We start from the raw sequence: 19,047 nt of genomic DNA, 5'->3' as shown, positions 1-19,047 counted from the left end.
CTAATGCTTAGCCACCGAAGTCATCCAAGAGGATATTTTCATCTTCAACGCCAAGATCTTTCAGCATAGCAATTACCGCTGCGTTCATCATTGGAGGTCCACACATGTAGAACTCGCAATCTTCAGGGGCTTCGTGCGACTTGAGGTAGTTCTCATAGAGCACGTTGTGAATGAAGCCAGTGTAGCCATCCCAATTGTCCTCAGGCTGAGGATCGGACAGGGCCACGTGCCAGACAAAGTTATCATTCTCTGCCGCCAGGCCATCGAAATCTTCAACATAGAACATTTCGCGCTTGGAGCGAGCACCGTACCAGAAACTCATCTTACGTTTGGACTTAAGACGCTTGAGCTGGTCGAAGATATGAGAACGCATAGGCGCCATACCTGCACCACCGCCGATAAAGACCATTTCAGCATCGGTATCTTTGGCAAAGAACTCACCGAATGGGCCGGAGATAGTGACTTTATCACCTGGCTTGAGACTCCAGATGTAAGACGACATCTTACCACAAGGCAGACTCAAATTCCGTGGTGGAGGCGTGGCAATCCGCACGTTCAGCATGATAATACCGAACTCTTCCGGATAGTTGGCCATAGAGTATGCACGAATAGTTTCTTCATCAACCTTGGATTCCAGGTTGAAGAAACCAAAGTGCTCCCAGTCACCACGATACTCAGCTGGAATATCGAAGTCTTTATACTTCACATGGTGAGCAGGGGCTTCAATCTGAATATAACCACCTGCACGGAAAGGTACAGACTCGCCATCAGGGATCTGCAGCTTGAGCTCTTTAATGAAGGTTGCCTTGTTATCGTTGGAGATAACAGTACATTCCCACTTCTTGATGCCGAAGATCTCTTCGTCCAGCTCAATTTCCATATCTGACTTGACGTTAACCTGACAAGACAGACGGCAACCCTTACGGGCATCACCCTTGCTGATGTGATCCAGTTCGGTTGGCAGAATATCACCGCCACCGGACTTAACGTTGACACGACACTGACCACAAGAGCCACCGCCACCACAGGCAGATGACACGAAAATACCGTTGTTGGCCAAAACGCCCAGCAACTTGCCACCGGCAGCAGTGGTAATCGCCTTGTCTGGGTCACCGTTGATGCCAATAGTAATATCACCGCTGGAGACCAACTTGGATTTGGCGAACAGGATCACCAGTACCAGGATCAGAACTATCGCGGTAAACATACTCACACCGAGGTAAACCTCGAGTGGAGTAGACTTAAAAATACCAAGAATATCCATTAACTTATCCTTAGAGGTTCAATTTCGGAAGCCGCTTGGTGTCCCTTAAAGGGACACACCAGAGAACGACATGAAACCTAAGGCCATCAGACCTGCAGTGATAAAGGTAATACCCAGACCACGCAGACCATTAGGCACATCAGCATACTTCAGCTTCTCACGGATACCGGCCAACAGGACGATAGCTAATGCCCAGCCAAAACCGGAACCGAAACCGAACACCAGGCTCTCACCCAGGTTGTAGTCACGTTCAACCATGAAAGATACCGCACCGAAAATCGCACAGTTTACTGTGATCAGCGGCAGGAAGATCCCCAAGGCGTTGTAGAGTGGCGGGAAGTACTTATCCAGAGCCATTTCCAGGATCTGAACCAAGGCTGCGATAACACCGATAAAGGTAATGAACTTAAGGAAGCTCAGATCGGCATCCGGTACACCTGCCCAAGCCAGTGCGCCAGGAGCCAGAATACCTTGATAGATTATCTGGTTAACAGGTACTGAAATGGTCAGCACCACGATAACCGCAACCCCAAGCCCCATGGCCGTCTTCACTTTCTTGGAAACTGCCAAGAAGGTACACATCCCCAGGAAGAAGGCCAGTGCCATGTTTTCGATGAAAACAGAGCGAATTAACAAACTGATATAATGTTCCATCGCGCTTACCCTTTTGCTTCTACTTGCTCTGGCTTATAAGTGCGGATTATCCAAATCAGAATACCGATCAGGAAGAAGGCACTTGGCGGCAGCAGTAACAGGCCGTTGGGCTGATACCAGCCACCGTCTGATACTTTGGAAAGTATCTCGACGCCAAACAGCGAACCGTTACCAAAGAGTTCACGGACAAAACCTACGCTCATCAGTACCAGACCATAACCCAGGCCATTACCTATACCATCCATAAAGCTCATCAGCGGCGGGGTCTTCATCGCATAGGCCTCGGCGCGACCCATCACGATACAGTTGGTAATAATCAAACCAACGAATACCGACAGCTGCTTGGCGATGTCATAAGCGTATGCCTGCAACACCTGATCCACCACGATTACCAACGAAGCAATAATGGTCATCTGCACGATAATCCGCACACTGGCAGGAATATGGTTACGTATGATGGAGATAAACAGGTTGGAAAACGCGGTTACCGCCGTCAGTGCTATGGTCATAACCAATGCGGTTTCCAGCTTACTGGTTACCGCCAGGGCACTACACACCCCGAGGATCTGCAGCGCAATAGGGTTATTGCTGACTATAGGTCCGGTGAGAACCTGTTTGAGTTCTTTACTATCGGCCATTAGCTCAATCCTCCATTGCGTGCTTTTTCAATAAAGCGAGCAAAACCTTCCTCGCCCAGCCAGAATGTCAGCGAGTGCTGAACACCATTACTGGTCAGGGTTGCACCAGACAAGGCATCAACACCATGAGCTGACTCGGCAACGGCGGGGTTTTTGGTCACAGTAATAGCTATGTTACCCTGCTCGTCAAATAGCTTCTTACCCTGCCATTTGGCTTTCCAGCTTGGATTTTCAACTTCACCGCCCAGTCCCGGAGTTTCCCCTTGGTTGTAATAAACCAGGTTCTGGATGGTGTTCATGTCAGGTTCCAAAGCCAGGAACGCGTACATGGTTGACCACAGGCCATAGCCATGAACCGGCAGGATAACGCTGGTCACTTTACCGGCATCATCACGCACCAGATAAACCACGGCGTTTTTGGCAATCCGCTTAACCGAAGCAATGTCATGCTCAGGCACCACAGAGGTGGCAGGATCACGAGAGGCTTTCTGTTGATCATAGGTATCGCCGTTGATATCTGTGACTTCGTCACCGGTTTTCAGCTCGATAACCTTGGCTTCAACATACTTCTTGTAAGTTTCCAAAACCACATCTTTGCTGACCTTGCCGGATTTGGTATCGATCAGATTGGCGGCTTCCAGAATAAACTTCTGCTTATCCAGCAGCTTGTTTTCCTGCTGGGTTGGCTTGAGCAGTACTGCTGCGGTCGATACGAAAATCGAGCAGACAAGACACAGGCCAACGACAACAAATAGCGTTCTTCCGAACGAATCCTTATTACTAGCCACGAGCAATCCTCCGCTTGATGTTTGCCTGGACTACAAAATGGTCAAACAGTGGCGCAAACAGGTTGGCAAACAGAATCGCCAGCATCATGCCCTCAGGGAATGCAGGGTTGATGACACGGATAAATACTGCCATGGCACCTATCAGGATACCGTAAGCCCATTTGGCCTGGTTGGTGAAGGAAGCCGACACTGGGTCAGTGGCCATAAACATCATACCGAAGGCAAAGCCACCCAGAACCAGGTGCCAGTACCAAGGCATGGCAAACATATGGTTGGTTTCAGAACCGACCAGGTTCAGCAACAGAGATACGGCAATCATACCGACCATCACGCCGCCGACAATGCGCCAGGAAGCGATACGGGTATAGATGATAACCAGACCACCGAGCAGGATAGCCAGGGTAGAGACTTCACCGACAGAACCAGGAATAAAGCCAAAGAAGGCGTCCCACCAGTTCTGGTTGAAGGCGTAGTCCAGAGTACCTGAAGCCGCTTGACTCAGCGCGGTAGCGCCGGAGAAACCGTCGGCAACGACCCAAGAAGTGTCACCGGACATATTCAACGGATAGGCAAAGAACAGAAAGGCACGACCGGCCAGTGCTGGGTTGAGGAAGTTACGTCCGGTACCACCGAACACTTCCTTAGCCACAACCACACCAAAGGTGATACCCAGTGCCACCATCCACAATGGGATAGTCGCCGGCAAGGTCAAAGCAAACAGCACAGAGGTTACGAAGAAACCCTCGTTGACTTCATGACCACGAACCGAGGCGAACAGCACTTCCCAAATACCACCGACCGCGAAGGTCACTGCATATATAGGCAGGAAGAAGCAGGCGCCATACCACATCAAGGTGGCCCAGCCGGAATCGGCTGTCAGCTGAGTACCGAAGAGCTCAAACAGACCCACCTGCCAAACATCGGGAGTACCGAAGCCAGCGGCCAGGGCGATTTGCGCCTGTAGACCCACGTTGTACATCCCGACAAACATGGCGGGGAAAGTACAGGCCCAGACAGTAATCATCATGCGTTTCAGATCCAGGTTATCGCGTACGTGGGTCTTGCCCTTGTTCACTTTACCCGGGGTGTAAAAAATGGTCGCTGCGGCTTCATAGAGCGCATACCACTTCTCGTATTTACCGCCCTTTTCAAATTGCGGTTCAATACGCTCAAGAAAATCTTTCAAGCTCATAAGCCTTCCCTCTCGACGGTCTCCAAGCAGTCACGCAGGTATGAACCATAGTCATACTTACCGGGACATACGAAAGTACACAGTGCCAGGTCTTCCTCATCCAGCTCCAGCGCACCCAATGCCACGGCGCCATCGGTATCACCGGAGATAAGATCGCGCAGCAACATAGTGGGCAGAATATCCAGAGGCATCACCCGTTCATAGTTGCCAATAGGCACCATGGCCCGCTCGGAACCACCGGTACTGCTGGTCATATTGAACAGTCGGGAAGGACTCAAGTGGCCCAGGAAAGCACGGGTAATGGAGTATTTATCGGATCCAGGCATCACCCAACCGAAGAACTCTTTCTCAGTACCCTCTTCAATCAGGGTCAACTGCTGGAAGTAGCGTCCCATATAAGCATGAGGACCTATTGCAGTACGGCCGTTAAGCACAGAACCTGAGATAACCCGAACTTGGCCATCGGCTTCGTCTTGGGTCAGGGCTTGTGTGCTGGCACCCAGCAGAGTGCGCACTAAGCGAGGGTTCTTGGCTTTGGGGCCAGTGATGGCCACTACGCGCTGGTTATTCAGTTCACCAGTGGTAAACAGCTGACCGATCGCGATGACATCCTGGTAACCCAGGTACCATACGCTGCGACGGGCAGAGGCAGGCATCAAGAAGTGGATATGAGTCCCAGGCAGACCCGCTGGATGGGGGCCGGCAAACTCTTCCACTTGGGCATTAGCCGCTGGAATGTCTGCTCCTGGTGCTTTACAGACGAAGACTTTGTCTGTCAGTCGGGCCAGTACTTTCAGGCCGTTGACGAAATCGTCTTTATGCTCAGCGATAACAACTTGAGGATCGCCCGCCAGTGGCTGGGAGTCCATGGCTGTCACGAAGATAGCCGCTGCTGTCGCATCCACTGCAGGCACCTTACTGAAAGGACGGGTGCGCAATGCGGTCCACATACCTGATTCAATCAGATTATCGCGAACCTGCTGCGGTTCCAGAGTATCCAGAGCCTGGGCATCATACTTGGCAAAAGAGACGGCGTCGTCCCCTTCTATGTCTATGACGACCGACTGCAGAACACGTTTGGCGCCGCGGTTGATTTCTAATATTGTGCCACTGGCCAAAGCCGTATATTTAACGCCAGGATTCTTTTTATCCTCAAAAATCACCTGACCTTTTTGCACTTTATCGCCCACTTTGATCTTCATCGTTGGACGTAAGCCAATATACTCTTCACCCAAAGTAGCTACGTGTTTAATGGCTGGGCCATCATGGATAACTTGCTTTGGTCCGCCTGCTAGAGGCAAATCCAATCCTTTCTTAATTGTAATCATATCCACATGCACTACGTTTTGAAGGAAAGACAATGCGCCGCGTTCCTGCTAACCCCCGACTCTCACACAAAAAAATCGAGCGTTGAGCTAGCGCAGATTTATCACAGAAATGCGATCGCAATCACGCTGGTCGCGCGCATTTTACCCCAATTGCAACGCTATCGCCACGAAAATTGTAGTGTTTTAACCTGCTTTCAAAGTGGCCAAGAGAGAATTGAGCCAAACGAGTTAAGCAGAGATAGCGACAAGCAGGCAAAAGGCAGGATTTTGTCCTGAACCATAAATTTATACCTTTAATTTTTAAAGAAATAATCGACTAAATAGTCGAAAATACTTATTTCATCTTCACGGCTTTACCGGGGAGGCTCTGCTTCAAAATTTCATTCGATAGCCCAGCTGTAAACGTCGACCAACACTTGCCAACAAACCAGTGTCATCTTCACGTAACGGACTAGCGTCATCGAGCAGATCCTCGGCGCGAAAATAGAGCTGATGTTTTGAGTTGAAGTCATAACTCAGCAGCAGATCCAGCTGCATGCTGTCCTTAGCCGTCACCTGAGGGGTAAGGCTTGCCACTTCTGAACGATATATACCCTGAGCTCTGGCCTTAAAGCCGCCCCACTCCAGACCGGCATGAAGACTCAAGGCATGCTCAGGCAACCAAGGCAACTGTTCATCGACCATCAGGCAAGGTCCACTCAACATAAGGCAACCCGAATGCTGCGCCTTGGCTTGGGTATAATGATACTTGAGCCCCATGGGCCAATTGACACTGCCTGAGTCCAGGCGGTAATCGAGCGCCAGTTCGGCGCCTTTAACATCTACTTCTCCGAGATTGTATTGATTGAGGCGCAGCCCAGGGTCGCAGAAGCTACTTGCGGTGCAGTCAAAATGCAGATTGTCGAAGTCTCGCTGGTACAGGCTCAGTGCACTTTTGAAGTTACCTGATTCAAAGCGGCCACCGAGTTCATATTGCCAAGCTTGCTGGGAGCGTTGCCCTTGGTTGCCGGGGCTCGCCGCCGCCCAGGCCCTGCCGGCACTGACGAACAGGCTCAGAGTCTCCCCGCGCCAACTGAGCTTGGCCGTGGGTAACCATTCACTTTCAGAGAAATCCGCGGCTGCAAGCGGCACGGTTTCGCTGCTGCGCTCCAAGCTGACATCTTCATAGCCGACACCTAGCTCCAGAGTCACGGCCGACCAATTGAGCTCAGCCGTCACCGCCGAGCTCCAGACACTGGCCTTGTCATCAATCCTGACACTCAGACTCTGCGCAGTATCACTCAGCAGTCCATCCTGCCATAACCAACTCCCCAGGCCGGGGGCCAGCTCGGCCTTGTCTCTGTGCCAGCGGGCACTGTAACTCACCTTGTGGCGACCATATTGAGTAATGGCCTGAGTCTGGATCCCCATAGCCTCGAAGTCATCATCACGGCGAAAGTCGACCAATGAAACCGCGCCGATAGCAGCGGCATCCAAGGCCGCCAGTTGCTCAAGCACGTCACCTTGAATAAAGGCGCCTTCGGCAAAACTCATCTGCAACTGCGAGCTGTGATGGCTATGGTAGTAAAGCTCGGTAAACACCCGGGAACCGGCGGTAGGCTCAACGCGGTGGGACAGCTGATATCTGTGACTGCGGCTCTTGAGTCTATCCTGCGTGGCAGCGCCATACACCAACTCAGGGTTCAGTTGCCAATCGGCAGCCGTCAGCCCCATTCCCGGCAAAAACTGCCGCTGCTGTGAATACTGATACTTGAATTCAGTATGTTGCCGGCTGCGGGCACCCGGCAAGCTGTTGGCCGCTATCTTGAAAAGGACCTTGGTCTGGCTGTCGTCTTGCCCCTGCTCGGCGCTTCTCGATTCTTGCCAGGGTTGCTGGCGCCTGTGGCTCGCCTGCAGCAACACTTTATAGTCATCGGCATCAATCAAACCGCGGCCCTCGGCGCCCCAACCTTTATCTTCATTGCCCTGAAGCCGCACACTCTTGCCCGGAGTATCATGCAATCCCAGGCTTTGCGTTTCCAAAACACCAAAACTGCCGCTACCACCATAGAGCAAGCTACCGGCGGCATTGGCCGAACTGGCAACCAGGGTATCGGGATCCGGCAGTTGCCACAGATAAGGCGCAGAATAAGGTGCCGGCGCCAGATTGACCCTGTCTTCGATAATTGCCATTCCGGAATGGCCGCTGCCACCGGCGCCGCGGATACTGAAACTGCCAGGCAAGGTTGGGATAAGCTCGCCACCGGCGGTCAATTGCCGCTCGGCCGAGTCATAGTACATGGCATTGATTGCTGCGGGCTCAAAAGCCGGATGATCAGCAGCCAAAGGCTCGGCAGCGTGCGCCCACGGCCCGGCCAAACTCCCGCTCACCAAACCGGCCACTGCACTCACTTTAAGCAAGCCACGCCTCTGACTCATATCCCAATCCCCTATCAGCAGTTACCGCACATTTGATGTTATATTTTTGTAAACTAACTGATTTGAGGACAAAAAAAAGCGACTTGAGTAAATATCAAGCCGCTTGATTGAGCGAGGTAAGCCGGGCGGGATTAGAGCTGCTTCAGCAGTTCCTCACTCAACTTGAGATCGTCGTTGCGGTTAACGCTGACACCGGCGGCAATAATATTGCGGGCAATATCCTGCGCCTGCTCCAGAGAATGCATCTGATAGGTACCGCACTGGTATTCGTTCAGCTCGGGAATAGCCATTTGATCTTGTACCTTGAGCACATCTTCCATGGCTGCCAACCAGGCATCGGCAACCCGGCCTTCTTCCGGTGTCCCGATAAGGCTCATGTAAAAGCCGGTGCGACAGCCCATGGGCGAAATATCTATGATCTCCACCCCGTCACCATTGAGGTGATCACGCATAAAGCCGGCAAACAGGTGTTCCAGAGTATGAATGCCACGCTCGCTGAGAATATCCTTGTTGGGCGCGCAAAAACGCAGGTCAAATACCGTAATGGTATCGCCCTTTGGTGTGCTCATGGTCTTGGCCACCCGCACTGCCGGTGCCTCCATCTTGGTATGGTCCACGGTAAAGCTGTCTAACAATGGCATGGGTATTCTCCCTTGGATGGCAAGCAGGCTTGCACTGTTATATGGTTTCGCGTCTCAAAGCGCTATTATTACAGCGCCAAAACACAAATGCAGCCCCTGGAGGCGGTTTATCAAGCCAGGACTTTTAACCTCGGCACTTGGGCGACTCAGGCACGGCGCTTTGAGCATCCCATTCGGCCTGAGTATAAGTGTGCATGGACAGAGCGTGCACGCCATTGGCCAGTTCTTCCGCCAATGCCTGATTCACTTCTCTATGGCGAGCCAGCAGACGCTTGCCATCAAAGGCTTCACTGACAATGATCACCTTGAAGTGCGTCTCTGAATTAGGCGGCACATGGTGATTGTGGCTCTCGTTGATGACTTCTATATGACTCGGCGTCAGGGCGAGGTGCAACTTCTGCTCTATGGTCTGGGCAACGGACATGGTAAAACCTGATATAAACTGTTGGGATTGGCGGCAGGTTACTGCGTCGGCGAACAAAGATCAATCCGGCAATTTTCAACCACCAGGGGGATGAAAACCCAATTTGAGCTGCCGATAGGTGAGATTGAGCCTGGGCTCTGTGAGTTTCAGCCTTCTTGGCAACGCATGTTGCCATTCCTGCTGCATCGGCCAGCGCATCAACAAGAGATCGCCCGAGTTAAGCCTGAGCCGCAGCTTCTCGCCGCTTTGCTTGTGTCTCAAATCAAAATCGCGTCCGGCGCCCAGGCTAATTGAAGCGATATCGGCCCCCTCTGCCAGCTCAGGTTCATCGTCGCTGTGCCAACCCATGGCGTCGCGGCCATCGGCATAACGATTTACCAGCACGCCGTTGCTGCCAAGCTGCCAGTCCCGATCCAGCTTTTGCCTTAGCCGGAACAGATATTTGGGCCAGGGAAGCGCCCGGACCAATAACCCTGAGTAGCGATAATCACAGCCGGGATCGCCAAACCACACCTGAGTACGGGGAATAGCGTGACGCTTACCGAATATCTCAAGCTCGGGGCGAGTCAGGGGATAATGCTCCGCCTCGCGCCAAATGGCATCCTGCTGGGCTGGATTGAGATAATCGCGCACCAGCAACATAGGCGGTTGCTCAAACCGCTGCACGCCTGTTGCCGACTCAGCAGATGAGCCAGGCTCAAGTGCAAACAGCGACTGCTGTATCTCTTTTGAACTCATGTTTAATCTCATCTTTGAACTTCATGGCATTGTTTCTCTGTGGCTTATTGCCGGGCTTAAGCCTTCTCTATTACATAATGACCAAGGCAGATTTTCGCAAATATCGCCTTGAGCGCCAGTATTTGCGATAATCCGCGCAAATTCGTCCTTTAAGCCCAGTTATATGACCAGCCAGTTCTCAGCCGCTGATATTCAGCTCACTCTGCACCGCTATCCCGAAGAGCAGGAATCCAACCTCCAGGCCTGGGATGCCGCCGATGAACACCTGCTCAAACAACTCGCCGAGGAAGAGGCGCCTCAATCTGTGCTTATTATCAACGACAGCTTTGGTGCCCTGCTGTGCGCCATTCGCCGACGTTACCCAGATGCAAAGATTCACTGGAGCTCGGATGCCCGCACTTCCCACCTTGGCGCTCGACAGAATCTTGAGAAAAACCATCTCAGCGCTGCCGACATTCACTGGCTAAACAGTCGGGAAATGCCTGCTTGTGTACCCGATACCATATTGCTGAAGCTGCCCAAGAACCTCAACTTTTTTGCCTGGCAGTTGAGCATGCTGGCCAATATGCTTCCCGCCGGTACCCGGGTATTGATTGGCGCCAAGGCCAAATCCATCAATCAAGCCTTGTTGACCCTGATTGGCAAACATCTGGGCCAGGCCAGCGCCAGTCTGGCATGGAAAAAGACCCGGGTGATTACCGCTTTTGCCGATGGCCAGGCACGCGAATTGCCTGCCCCCAGCGAGTGGCCCCTTGGCGAATTCGGCCTCAACATCTGTAATCTCAGCAATGTATTTGCCGCCGGCAAACTGGATATCGGCGCCCGTTTGATGTTGGCCAACCTCCCCGAAGGTGAGTTTAGCTCTGTGGTGGACCTGGGCTGCGGCAATGGCGTTTTGGGGCTGGCGGCGGCCAAACGTTATCCCGAGGCGAGCATTCACTTTGTCGATGACTCAGAGATGGCCGTGGAAAGTGCCAGACTCAACTGGCAGAGCAATGGCTTTGAAGCCGAACGCGGCCACTTCTATTGGGATGACTGTCTGAGTCATTTGAGCGCCGGTGTCGCACCGGATCTGGTGCTCTGTAACCCGCCTTTTCATCAGGGAGAGGCCATCACAGATCATATTGCCTGGCAGATGTTCCTCGATGCCAGACGGCGTCTGGTGAACGGCGGCATACTGCATGTGGTCGGCAACCGTCACCTGGGTTACCACATCAAGCTCAAGCGCCTGTTTGGCAACTGCAAGACCATAGCCTCCAATGGTAAGTTTGTGATCCTGCAAGCCTCTAAATAAAAGGCCAACAAGAGTAAACCTTGTTGACCCATTCCGGCCCCCGTTGGGAACCTGGAAAGAAACAGGCCGGGAGAGACCCCGGCCTGTGTAGTTAAATTTTGTGATTTCATGCGGCAACTTGGCCGCGTCTGTAACGCAAGCCGCCAAGCAGTACCAGACTCGCGAGCGCCAGCACTGACAGGCTGCCGCCGGCATCGACTATCACAGTCGCGCCATCATCTCTGTCCCATTCGCGACTCTCCAGCGGCAAGGCATAGAGGCTATTGCTTTCATAAGAACTTATGGTTGCCACTATGTCACTGTAACCGGGTTCATAGAGGTCGATCAGCACATCATAGTGATCGCTGGGATAGCCGCTCTCCAACGTGGTGAGCACTTCAAAGTCATCCTGGGTACTGTCTCCCTGAATGTAGAACACCTCAGTGCTGTAGTAATGCTCCCAGTCACCGCCGTTGCGGCTCAGATAAAGCTCGGCATAAACGGGCACAGACTCGGCCGGATCATTACCGTAAACATCGGCATCGAAGCGCACCGCAAAGCTACGATAAAAGCCATCAGAGTCATAATCATCATAAAGGTAGCTGGCCGCCTCATAAAAGCTGAACTCATGGTAATAGCTGTGGGCCGTAGTGGAGACCATCCGCTGCGGCGCGGCTTGGATCTCGGGCAGTTTCTGTTTATTGGCAATCATCTGCTCGCGGGTCATGCGCTCACCGGAAACCTGAGCTCCGGTAGATTGCCACTCCTGCTGCAGTTGCTTGAGCAACTGCCTGTGTTGTGCCGCCCGTAGCTTCGCGCCTGAGCTATCCTGTTCATCGCTCGGTTGCTGCGCTTTTTGGCCGATGGAGACTTGTCCGCCGACAGGCTCCTTGGCATAGGCAGCAGGCAGAGCCCCAAACAGAGCCAAAAACAGCGACAGGCTAAATACAGTGTAAGATAATAATTTCATAGTGCTTCTCCACAGGGCGCATCCCGCGCTTATTCGGGTTTAGGGAAGGTGCGAACAAGTCCCATGTGTGCTCTGCGTCGGCTTACAGGCCTGGATGCAAGGCGTGGTTCGCAGCAAATGGCCCTAGTCCTTTGCAAGAAGCACAACATAGCAGGCAGGCAGGTCTGTAAGCCACGCCCTTCGGGGCTTTCACAGCAACCGGCTCTCTGCGTTATCCGACTTCGACAGGCCCCGGCATGCCTTCAGTCAGATGCCTTGAGCGCCAATTGCTGTGCAAGCCAGAGTGCCACGAGGACTTATTTGCACCTTCCTTAGCATTATTAAAAGTCAGCCTGGGTGAACATGAGATGAACGGTTTCTGTCAGCCGATGTTCATCTTGGAAGGAGTACAACTGACCGGGCCTGAGCGAATACCGGGGGAAGGACAGATAGAGAGTGAAGACCCGGCTGGCTATTTCATCCACCGCGGGGATCTTTTACACTGGGCCAAGCGTTTCCAAAAGGGCAAAACCATGAAAAGGGGCAGTAAAATCAAGCATCAAGCTTATCACTCAAGCGGGATTATCGCGGCAAGCATGCTATTGCTGTCGCTGGCTTTCGCTCAGCCCTTGCATGCTGGCCCCTTTGCCAAGCCGGAACGAACGACTCAGGCCCAGGAGGCCAAGCTGAAAGTCCGCAGCGGCGATGAAGCCGCCAGACTGGTGAAGCAGGCTTATGGCGGTAAGGTACTCAGGGTGCAGTCTGTGAAGGTCAACGGCAACCCGGGGTATCGGGTCAAACTGCTGCAGGACAGTGGCCGAATTGTCTATGTCTCTGTGGATGCCCGCAGCGGCCGCCTGCAGGCAAACTGACAGGAAATAGCTTATGCGACTGTTATTGGTAGAAGATGATGCCGCCTTACAGGCCAACTTAAAACAGCATCTGCAAGAGGCAGGTTTCAATCTGGATACGGCATCAGACGGCGAAGAAGGCCTGTTTCTGGCGGCGGAGTATCCCTATGATGCCGCCATTATCGATATCGGCCTGCCCAAACTCAGCGGCATAGCACTGATTGAACAGATGCGTGCCAAGGGACTGGATTACCCTGTGCTGATCCTCACCGCCAGAGATGGCTGGCAAGACAAGGTGGAAGGCTTGGATGCCGGTGGTGATGACTACCTCACTAAACCCTTTCACCCCATGGAACTCACCGCCAGGATCAAGGCTTTAATCCGCCGTAGCGCAGGTAAGGCCAGCCCCTTACTGCAAAGTGGCCCTGTCACCCTGAATACCAGCAGCGGTGAAGTGCGACTTGGCAAACACAGCGTCAGCCTCAGCGCCTCCGAATACAAATTGCTCGAGTATCTGATGCTGCATCAGGGAGAAGTCACTTCCAAGAGTCTGCTTATCGAGCATATCTATGATCAGGACTTTGATCTGGACTCCAATGTGATTGAGGTATTTATTCGCCGTTTGCGCAAGAAGCTGGATCCCGAGGGCACGCTTGGGCTTATTGAAACCCTGCGTGGTCAGGGTTATCGCCTTAATACGCTTCCTGTCAGAGATAACCCCTGATGAAGCCCTTGCCTGCAAGGCTGCTGCCCGGTTCACTCAAGGGCCGACTGGTGATCAGCGCCCTGCTGTTGAATCTGGTGCTCTTGCCGCTTATCGGCGTGACCCTGAGCGATGCCTTTCGTGCCCAATTGACCCACGCGGTAAAAGATGAACTCAGCGCCGCCCTTTATGGAGTATTGGCATTGGCAGAAGTGGAACAGGGCGAACTGGTTCTGCCGGAACAATTACAGGACAAACAGTTCAACATAGATCAATCCGGGCTCTACGCCTTGGTCAGCAGCCAAGGCAAACTGGTATGGCATTCGCCTTCCTTTATCGGTATGCCGCCTCCAGGCAAGCTTCCAAGCCCACCACTCGGTGAAGGCCGCTTTGGCGAAATGCTTCTCCTGGGCAAGCCACACTTCAGTTACAGCTTCAGCGCCAGCTTTGCCTCAGCCTCGAATAATGGCCGGGATATTCCCTTTACCGTGCACATCATCAAAGATCAGACCGGCTTTGAGCAAACCCAAGGCGCCTTCAGCCGCCAGCTCTGGCAATACCTGGGACTATTGATGCTGTTCCTGTTACTGGTACAAGGTGGCTGGCTCTGGTGGACACTCAAACCACTGGCGCGCTTTCGCGCCGAGCTCGAAGCGGTTGAGCAAGGCAAACGGCAACATCTCGGCAGCGACTATCCCAAGGAGCTGCAACAGGTCGCGACCCAGCTCAATGCCCTGATAAGCAACGAACAGCGCCAACGCCAGCGTTATCGCAACGCCCTGTCGGATCTGGCCCATAGCCTGAAAACACCGCTGGCGGTACTGCAAAGCCTCAAGTCTTTGCCAAGCGATGCCCAAGAGCCCATCAGCCAAATTAACGCCAGCATAGGCCACCAGTTGAAGCGAGCCCAAAGTGCCGGCAGCGGCGCTTGGCACCAAGGGGTGAACAGTAAAACCGTGGCCGATAAACTGCTGCGAACCCTTGGCAAGATTTATGCGGACAAGGTGCTGGAATTTGAGGCTGAGCTGGCAACAAACGCCCTGTTTTACGGTGATGAAGCCGACCTGGCCGAACTCCTCGGCAATCTACTGGATAACGCCTGCAAGGCAGCAAACAGCAAGGTCGCCCTCAAAACCTGGGTAAACGAAAAAGGGTTGAACCTCTGCATCGAAGACGATGGCCCGGGCATTACAGAGCAGCAGAAAACCCAGCTGTTCGAGCGCGGTGTCAGAGCCGATAACTACCAACAAGGCCATGGTATAGGACTGGCGATAGTCAAAGATCTGCTGCAGAGCTACCAAGGCCAGTGGCAAATAGATCAATCTCCCCTGGGTGGCGCCCGCTTCACTCTGTTTTTACCCAGAAGTTGAGATTGGGGATATAGTACATTCATTCCCCATCCTTACCGATTTCCAACAAGGCTAATCTTGCCAAATGGCGATAATGCCACTCTTGATACTGCCAATAAGCACTGGTCAAGTTTCCGGCAATGGATGTTTCTGCCTGCCGTTGGAATGGTCACGAAGCCCAAATGCAGTGAAGAACAGGATGTCCGAAAACGGCCTTTCACACAGGCTCCCCTGTGACACGGTGAGAGTTGCGCAGCAACATGCTTTCGAGCGCAAACCTGGGATGGTAAGCTGGCCGTTGTGCATGAATGCATTTGTTCCACGACGTTAGGCCACTGGCACAGTGGCTAGCATTGCTTCAAGCCAAAACTCACCAATGAACTTGATCCTAGCGGCTAGCTAAGTTGTGGCCAATCACCTGCGGTGCGCCTTTCGCACAGGCGATCCTGTGACATGGCGAGAGTTGCATAGCAACATGCTTTCGAGCGCGAGCCAGGGATGGTGAGCTGGCCGTTAAACAGGGACGTTGTTCGAGTACGTCCCTTATCTCCTTGGATGGAGTGTATGCCGACATTTGTCTGGAACAAATGCGGTGGTAAGCTCTGCCTCGCCATCCCAGGCTCGGAAGGTCACAGTTCCACCTGTGCCTGAAAAATAGGTGTATGTCTGCAGATCTCTCAAATATTTCAAGCTATTTAGGACTAACAGAGTTGCACCAATTCCCCCCCGGTGTCGCCGAAAGCCGTTGGCACAAATAACATTGCAGAGAGACGCCCCCTCAGGAAATAATCGCTTCCCAAAGTAGCGTTGATATCCTGTATGCGAGAGTTGTTGGTTACGCTCAATACCATAATGAAAAATTGAACCCGATGGGCGAAAACTATCACAATTAGTGAAATACTTATTGACGGAATGCCACCGTCACTCGTTATGTTTCAATGCCTCGTTCCTTAAGCATATTTTTAAAAACTATTTGAGCCCATTTAATTACTATTTCAGAGTTCCCAAGTTCATCCTTATCCAGGTAAGAGATGAGGACAGGATACCCGCCGCTGGGACAATACTTTGAATGTTCGAATCCATCCCATTCCAAACCCAACCCACGAACAGGTATACTGGGGTCTCCGTTAACCCAGTAACTTACTTTTTCAAAATATCCCGCAGATATCAGGGATTCACCAATGTTTATTGCTTGTTCTACGGATTGAAAACAAACAGGTTGATAGGAAAAATCAAGCCACCCACTGTAAAACAATAACTTAATCTTCTTTCAAAAATCAAGCCACCCACTTTAAAACAATAACTTAATCTTCTTTCGGTCTGCGTTCAAGCACCGCTAGGGGATTTGAGCACCCGGAGGTAGAAAGATATCCGTGAGTTGCAGAGGTTTGATGAAATCGAACCGATTTCACGCAAAAATGTGAGATTTGAGCCGTGCTAGCCCCACCCATGGTTCAGGGGATTTCAATGACTGCGGTTGAGATAGAGTGGGGTTCAGGCCGTTTGAAAGTACTGGCAACTGGTTGCAAAATGCCGTCGTCGCTTCTCCAAGTGTTCGCAGTAACAGCTGAGCTCTTGCAAGGTGCCTACCGGTCCAAGAAATAGTCTTCCAAATTCAGTGGTAAGCTTGAGCCAGTTCTCATGATGGATATTCAACCGCGTCAGCAGCTTGGCACTCTTTTCACTTATCGCGCCACGTTTATCATTGCGAATACAGGGAAAAATCAAGACACCCACTGTAAAACAATAACTTAATCTTCTTTCTTTTTGCGTTCAAGCACCGCTAGGGGATTTGAGCGCTATAAAGCACTTCTCTGTCTGTCCATCGGTTTGCTGTCTCTATATTGCGAAAAATCAAGCTGCGAAAAATCAAGCCACCCACTTTAAAACAATAACTTAATCTTCTTTCAGTCTGCGTTCAAGCACCGCTAGATGATTTGAGCACCCGGAGGTAGAAAGATATTCGTGAGTTGCAGAGGTTTGATGAAATCGAACCGATTTCACGCAAAAATGCGAGATTTGAGCCGTGCAAGCCCCACCCATGGTTCAGGGGATTTCAATGACTGCGGTTGAGATAGCGAAAAATCAAGCCACCCACTTTAAAACAATAACTTAATCTTCTTTCGGTCTGCGTTCAAGCACCGCTAGGGGATTTGAGCACCCGGAGGTAGAAAGATATCCGTGAGTTGCAGAGGTTTGATGAAATCGAACCGATTTCACGCAAAAATGTGAGATTTGAGCCGTGCTAGCCCCACCCATGGTTCAGGGGATTTCAATGACTGCGGTTGAGATAGAGTGGGGTTCAGGCCGTTTGAAAGTACTGGCAACTGGTTGCAAAATGCCGTCGTCGCTTCTCCAAGTGTTCGCAGTAACAGCTGAGCTCTTGCAAGGTGCCTACCGGTCCAAGAAATAGTCTTCCAAATTCAGTGGTAAGCTTGAGCCAGTTCTCATGATGGATATTCAACCGCGTCAGCAGCTTGGCACTCTTTTCACTTATCGCGCCACGTTTATCATTGCGAATACAGGGAAAAATCAAGACACCCACTGTAAAACAATAACTTAATCTTCTTTCTTTTTGCGTTCAAGCACCGCTAGGGGATTTGAGCGCTATAAAGCACTTCTCTGTCTGTCCATCGGTTTGCTGTCTCTATATTGCGAAAAATCAAGCTGCGAAAAATCAAGCCACCCACTTTAAAACAATAACTTAATCTTCTTTCAGTCTGCGTTCAAGCACCGCTAGATGATTTGAGCACCCGGAGGTAGAAAGATATTCGTGAGTTGCAGAGGTTTGATGAAATCGAACCGATTTCACGCAAAAATGCGAGATTTGAGCCGTGCAAGCCCCACCCATGGTTCAGGGGATTTCAATAACTGCGGTTGAGATAGAGTGGGGTTCAGGCCGTTTGAAAGTACTGGCAACTGGTTGCAAAATGCCGTCGTCGCTTCTCCAAGTGTTCGCAGTAACAGCTGAGCTCTTGCAAGGTGCCTACCGGTCCAAGAAATAGTCTTCCAAATTCAGTGGTAAGCTTGAGCCAGTTCTCATGATGGATATTCAACCGCGTCAGCAGCTTGGCACTCTTTTCACTTATCGCGCCACGTTTATCATTGCGAATACAGGGAAAAATCAAGACACCCACTGTAAAACAATAACTTAATCTTCTTTCTTTTTGCGTTCAAGCACCGCTAGGGGATTTGAGCGCTATAAAGCACTTCTCTGTCTGTCCATCGGTTTGCTGTCTCTATATTGCGAAAAATCAAGCTGCGAAAAATCAAGCCACCCACTTTAAAACAATAACTTAATCTTCTTTCAGTCTGCGTTCAAGCACCGCTAGATGATTTGAGCACCCGGAGGTAGAAAGATATTCGTGAGTTGCAGAGGTTTGATGAAATCGAACCGATTTCACGCAAAAATGCGAGATTTGAGCCGTGCAAGCCCCACCCATGGTTCAGGGGATTTCAATAACTGCGGTTGAGATAGAGTGGGGTTCAGGCCGTTTGAAAGTACTGGCAACTGGTTGCAAAATGCCGTCGTCGCTTCTCCAAGTGTTCGCAGTAACAGCTGAGCTCTTGCAAGGTGCCTACCGGTCCATGAAATAGTCTTCCAAATTCAGTGGTAAGCTTGAGCCAGTTCTCATGAGGGATATTCAACTGCGTCAGTAGCTTGGTACTCTTTTCACTTATCGCGCCACGTTTATCATTGCGAATACAGCGCCCAGTATCATCCACCAATTCAAGATAATCCTTGAGCCCAAACGTAATACCACTGGGCTGATTACTGCATTCATTACCGATAAAGGGCAGTAACCTGGCGGGTTGTTCGCATTTCAATGCTGCCTG

At 51.6% G+C, this 19,047-nt stretch carries 15 protein-coding genes and 4 pseudogenes; 4 read left to right on the top strand and 15 right to left on the bottom strand.

Features of this window, described 5'->3' with window-relative positions; all coding sequences use genetic code 11:
* Positions 1 to 7: 7 nt before the first annotated feature.
* The 10 genes from nqrF to CX650_RS05765 form a co-directional block, all read right to left on the bottom strand.
* Complete coding sequence (gene nqrF / locus CX650_RS05815; protein ID WP_039033615.1) at positions 8 to 1,264, bottom strand: NADH:ubiquinone reductase (Na(+)-transporting) subunit F; 1,257 nt, start codon at positions 1,262 to 1,264, stop codon at positions 8 to 10.
* 45 nt (positions 1,265 to 1,309) lie between these two features.
* Complete coding sequence (gene nqrE, locus CX650_RS05810) at positions 1,310 to 1,918, bottom strand: NADH:ubiquinone reductase (Na(+)-transporting) subunit E (protein WP_039033614.1); 609 nt, start codon at positions 1,916 to 1,918, stop codon at positions 1,310 to 1,312.
* A gap of 5 nt (positions 1,919 to 1,923) precedes the next feature.
* The gene (locus tag CX650_RS05805) at positions 1,924 to 2,556 is read right to left on the bottom strand and encodes an NADH:ubiquinone reductase (Na(+)-transporting) subunit D (protein WP_039033613.1); all 633 of its coding nucleotides are present in this window, start codon (positions 2,554 to 2,556) and stop codon (positions 1,924 to 1,926) included.
* A complete protein-coding gene (locus CX650_RS05800; RefSeq protein WP_039033612.1) occupies positions 2,556 to 3,344 on the bottom strand; it encodes a Na(+)-translocating NADH-quinone reductase subunit C in 789 nt (262 codons plus the stop codon). Before CX650_RS05800 ends, CX650_RS05805 begins: the two co-directional genes overlap by 1 nt.
* Positions 3,337 to 4,536, bottom strand: coding sequence for an NADH:ubiquinone reductase (Na(+)-transporting) subunit B (locus CX650_RS05795; RefSeq protein ID WP_039033611.1), 1,200 nt, complete (start codon positions 4,534 to 4,536; stop codon positions 3,337 to 3,339). The genes CX650_RS05800 and CX650_RS05795 overlap by 8 nt, the downstream gene beginning before the upstream one ends.
* A complete protein-coding gene (locus CX650_RS05790) occupies positions 4,533 to 5,864 on the bottom strand; it encodes a Na(+)-translocating NADH-quinone reductase subunit A (RefSeq protein WP_101095272.1) in 1,332 nt (443 codons plus the stop codon). Before CX650_RS05790 ends, CX650_RS05795 begins: the two co-directional genes overlap by 4 nt.
* 372 nt (positions 5,865 to 6,236) lie before the next feature.
* Positions 6,237 to 8,282, bottom strand: a complete 2,046-nt coding sequence (locus CX650_RS05780) for a TonB-dependent receptor (protein WP_101095260.1) — start codon at positions 8,280 to 8,282, stop codon at positions 6,237 to 6,239.
* A gap of 131 nt (positions 8,283 to 8,413) precedes the next feature.
* Positions 8,414 to 8,923 (bottom strand): S-ribosylhomocysteine lyase, encoded by a 510-nt coding sequence (gene luxS, locus CX650_RS05775; protein ID WP_101095259.1) that lies wholly within the window; start codon positions 8,921 to 8,923, stop codon positions 8,414 to 8,416.
* 124 nt (positions 8,924 to 9,047) lie between these two features.
* Positions 9,048 to 9,347, bottom strand: coding sequence for a BolA family protein (locus CX650_RS05770; RefSeq protein ID WP_039033687.1), 300 nt, complete (start codon positions 9,345 to 9,347; stop codon positions 9,048 to 9,050).
* A gap of 75 nt (positions 9,348 to 9,422) precedes the next feature.
* Positions 9,423 to 10,085: an alpha-ketoglutarate-dependent dioxygenase AlkB family protein gene (locus CX650_RS05765; protein ID WP_101095258.1), complete on the bottom strand. Its 663-nt coding sequence runs from the start codon at positions 10,083 to 10,085 to the stop codon at positions 9,423 to 9,425.
* Between the two features lie 163 nt (positions 10,086 to 10,248).
* Between CX650_RS05765 and CX650_RS05760 the strand changes: the two genes are divergently transcribed.
* On the top strand, positions 10,249 to 11,379 hold the full coding sequence (locus tag CX650_RS05760) for a methyltransferase (RefSeq protein ID WP_101095257.1): 1,131 nt from the start codon (positions 10,249 to 10,251) through the stop codon (positions 11,377 to 11,379).
* A gap of 106 nt (positions 11,380 to 11,485) precedes the next feature.
* On the opposite strand, the gene CX650_RS05755 is transcribed toward CX650_RS05760, so the two are convergent.
* Positions 11,486 to 12,328 carry a choice-of-anchor H family protein gene (locus CX650_RS05755; protein ID WP_101095256.1) on the bottom strand — a complete coding sequence of 281 codons (843 nt, stop codon included), beginning with the start codon at positions 12,326 to 12,328 and terminating at the stop codon, positions 11,486 to 11,488.
* A 347-nt stretch (positions 12,329 to 12,675) separates the two neighbouring features.
* On the opposite strand from CX650_RS05755, the gene CX650_RS20335 reads away from it, so the two are divergent.
* Genes CX650_RS20335 through CX650_RS05740 form a run of 3 tightly spaced genes read left to right on the top strand, consistent with a single transcriptional unit; the run spans position 12,676 to position 15,231 of the window.
* A complete protein-coding gene (locus tag CX650_RS20335; RefSeq protein WP_229800135.1) occupies positions 12,676 to 13,179 on the top strand; it encodes a PepSY domain-containing protein in 504 nt (167 codons plus the stop codon).
* A 13-nt stretch (positions 13,180 to 13,192) separates the two neighbouring features.
* Complete coding sequence (locus CX650_RS05745) at positions 13,193 to 13,882, top strand: response regulator transcription factor (RefSeq protein WP_101095255.1); 690 nt, start codon at positions 13,193 to 13,195, stop codon at positions 13,880 to 13,882.
* Positions 13,882 to 15,231, top strand: a complete 1,350-nt coding sequence (locus CX650_RS05740; RefSeq protein WP_101095254.1) for an ATP-binding protein — start codon at positions 13,882 to 13,884, stop codon at positions 15,229 to 15,231. The genes CX650_RS05745 and CX650_RS05740 overlap by 1 nt, the downstream gene beginning before the upstream one ends.
* Positions 15,232 to 16,704: 1,473 nt before the next feature.
* Here the strand turns inward: CX650_RS05740 and CX650_RS20330 are convergent.
* From CX650_RS20330 to CX650_RS05715, 4 pseudogenes are all read right to left on the bottom strand, one after another.
* Positions 16,705 to 16,923: pseudogene (locus CX650_RS20330) on the bottom strand (transposase); the annotation flags it as partial.
* 589 nt (positions 16,924 to 17,512) lie between these two features.
* A pseudogene (locus tag CX650_RS20325) lies at positions 17,513 to 17,731 on the bottom strand (transposase); the annotation flags it as partial.
* Positions 17,732 to 18,104: 373 nt separating this feature from the next.
* Positions 18,105 to 18,323: pseudogene (locus tag CX650_RS20320) on the bottom strand (transposase); the annotation flags it as partial.
* Positions 18,324 to 18,696: 373 nt separating this feature from the next.
* Positions 18,697 to 19,047, bottom strand: a pseudogene (locus CX650_RS05715) (transposase); the annotation flags it as partial.

It is taken from the genome of Shewanella indica (assembly GCF_002836975.1).
Lineage (GTDB): Bacteria > Pseudomonadota > Gammaproteobacteria > Enterobacterales > Shewanellaceae > Shewanella > Shewanella indica.
Note: the sequence above shows the minus strand (reverse complement) of the source record. Positions and strands in the feature narration are given on the sequence as shown.

Excerpts from the sequence above, each read along its gene's own strand:
- CX650_RS05755 (WP_101095256.1), bottom strand. The coding sequence starts at position 12,328 with ATGAAATTATTATCTTACACTGTATTTAGCCTGTCGCTGTTTTTGGCT.
- CX650_RS05805 (WP_039033613.1), bottom strand. The coding sequence starts at position 2,556 with ATGGCCGATAGTAAAGAACTCAAACAGGTTCTCACCGGACCTATAGTC.
- CX650_RS05790 (WP_101095272.1), bottom strand. The coding sequence starts at position 5,864 with ATGATTACAATTAAGAAAGGATTGGATTTGCCTCTAGCAGGCGGACCA.
- nqrE (WP_039033614.1), bottom strand. The coding sequence starts at position 1,918 with ATGGAACATTATATCAGTTTGTTAATTCGCTCTGTTTTCATCGAAAAC.
- CX650_RS05795 (WP_039033611.1), bottom strand. The coding sequence starts at position 4,536 with ATGAGCTTGAAAGATTTTCTTGAGCGTATTGAACCGCAATTTGAAAAG.
- CX650_RS05770 (WP_039033687.1), bottom strand. The coding sequence starts at position 9,347 with ATGTCCGTTGCCCAGACCATAGAGCAGAAGTTGCACCTCGCCCTGACG.
- CX650_RS05740 (WP_101095254.1), top strand. The coding sequence starts at position 13,882 with ATGAAGCCCTTGCCTGCAAGGCTGCTGCCCGGTTCACTCAAGGGCCGA.
- luxS (WP_101095259.1), bottom strand. The coding sequence starts at position 8,923 with ATGCCATTGTTAGACAGCTTTACCGTGGACCATACCAAGATGGAGGCA.
- nqrF (WP_039033615.1), bottom strand. The coding sequence starts at position 1,264 with ATGGATATTCTTGGTATTTTTAAGTCTACTCCACTCGAGGTTTACCTC.
- CX650_RS05760 (WP_101095257.1), top strand. The coding sequence starts at position 10,249 with ATGACCAGCCAGTTCTCAGCCGCTGATATTCAGCTCACTCTGCACCGC.
- CX650_RS05745 (WP_101095255.1), top strand. The coding sequence starts at position 13,193 with ATGCGACTGTTATTGGTAGAAGATGATGCCGCCTTACAGGCCAACTTA.
- CX650_RS20335 (WP_229800135.1), top strand. The coding sequence starts at position 12,676 with ATGAACGGTTTCTGTCAGCCGATGTTCATCTTGGAAGGAGTACAACTG.
- CX650_RS05765 (WP_101095258.1), bottom strand. The coding sequence starts at position 10,085 with ATGAGTTCAAAAGAGATACAGCAGTCGCTGTTTGCACTTGAGCCTGGC.
- CX650_RS05780 (WP_101095260.1), bottom strand. The coding sequence starts at position 8,282 with ATGAGTCAGAGGCGTGGCTTGCTTAAAGTGAGTGCAGTGGCCGGTTTG.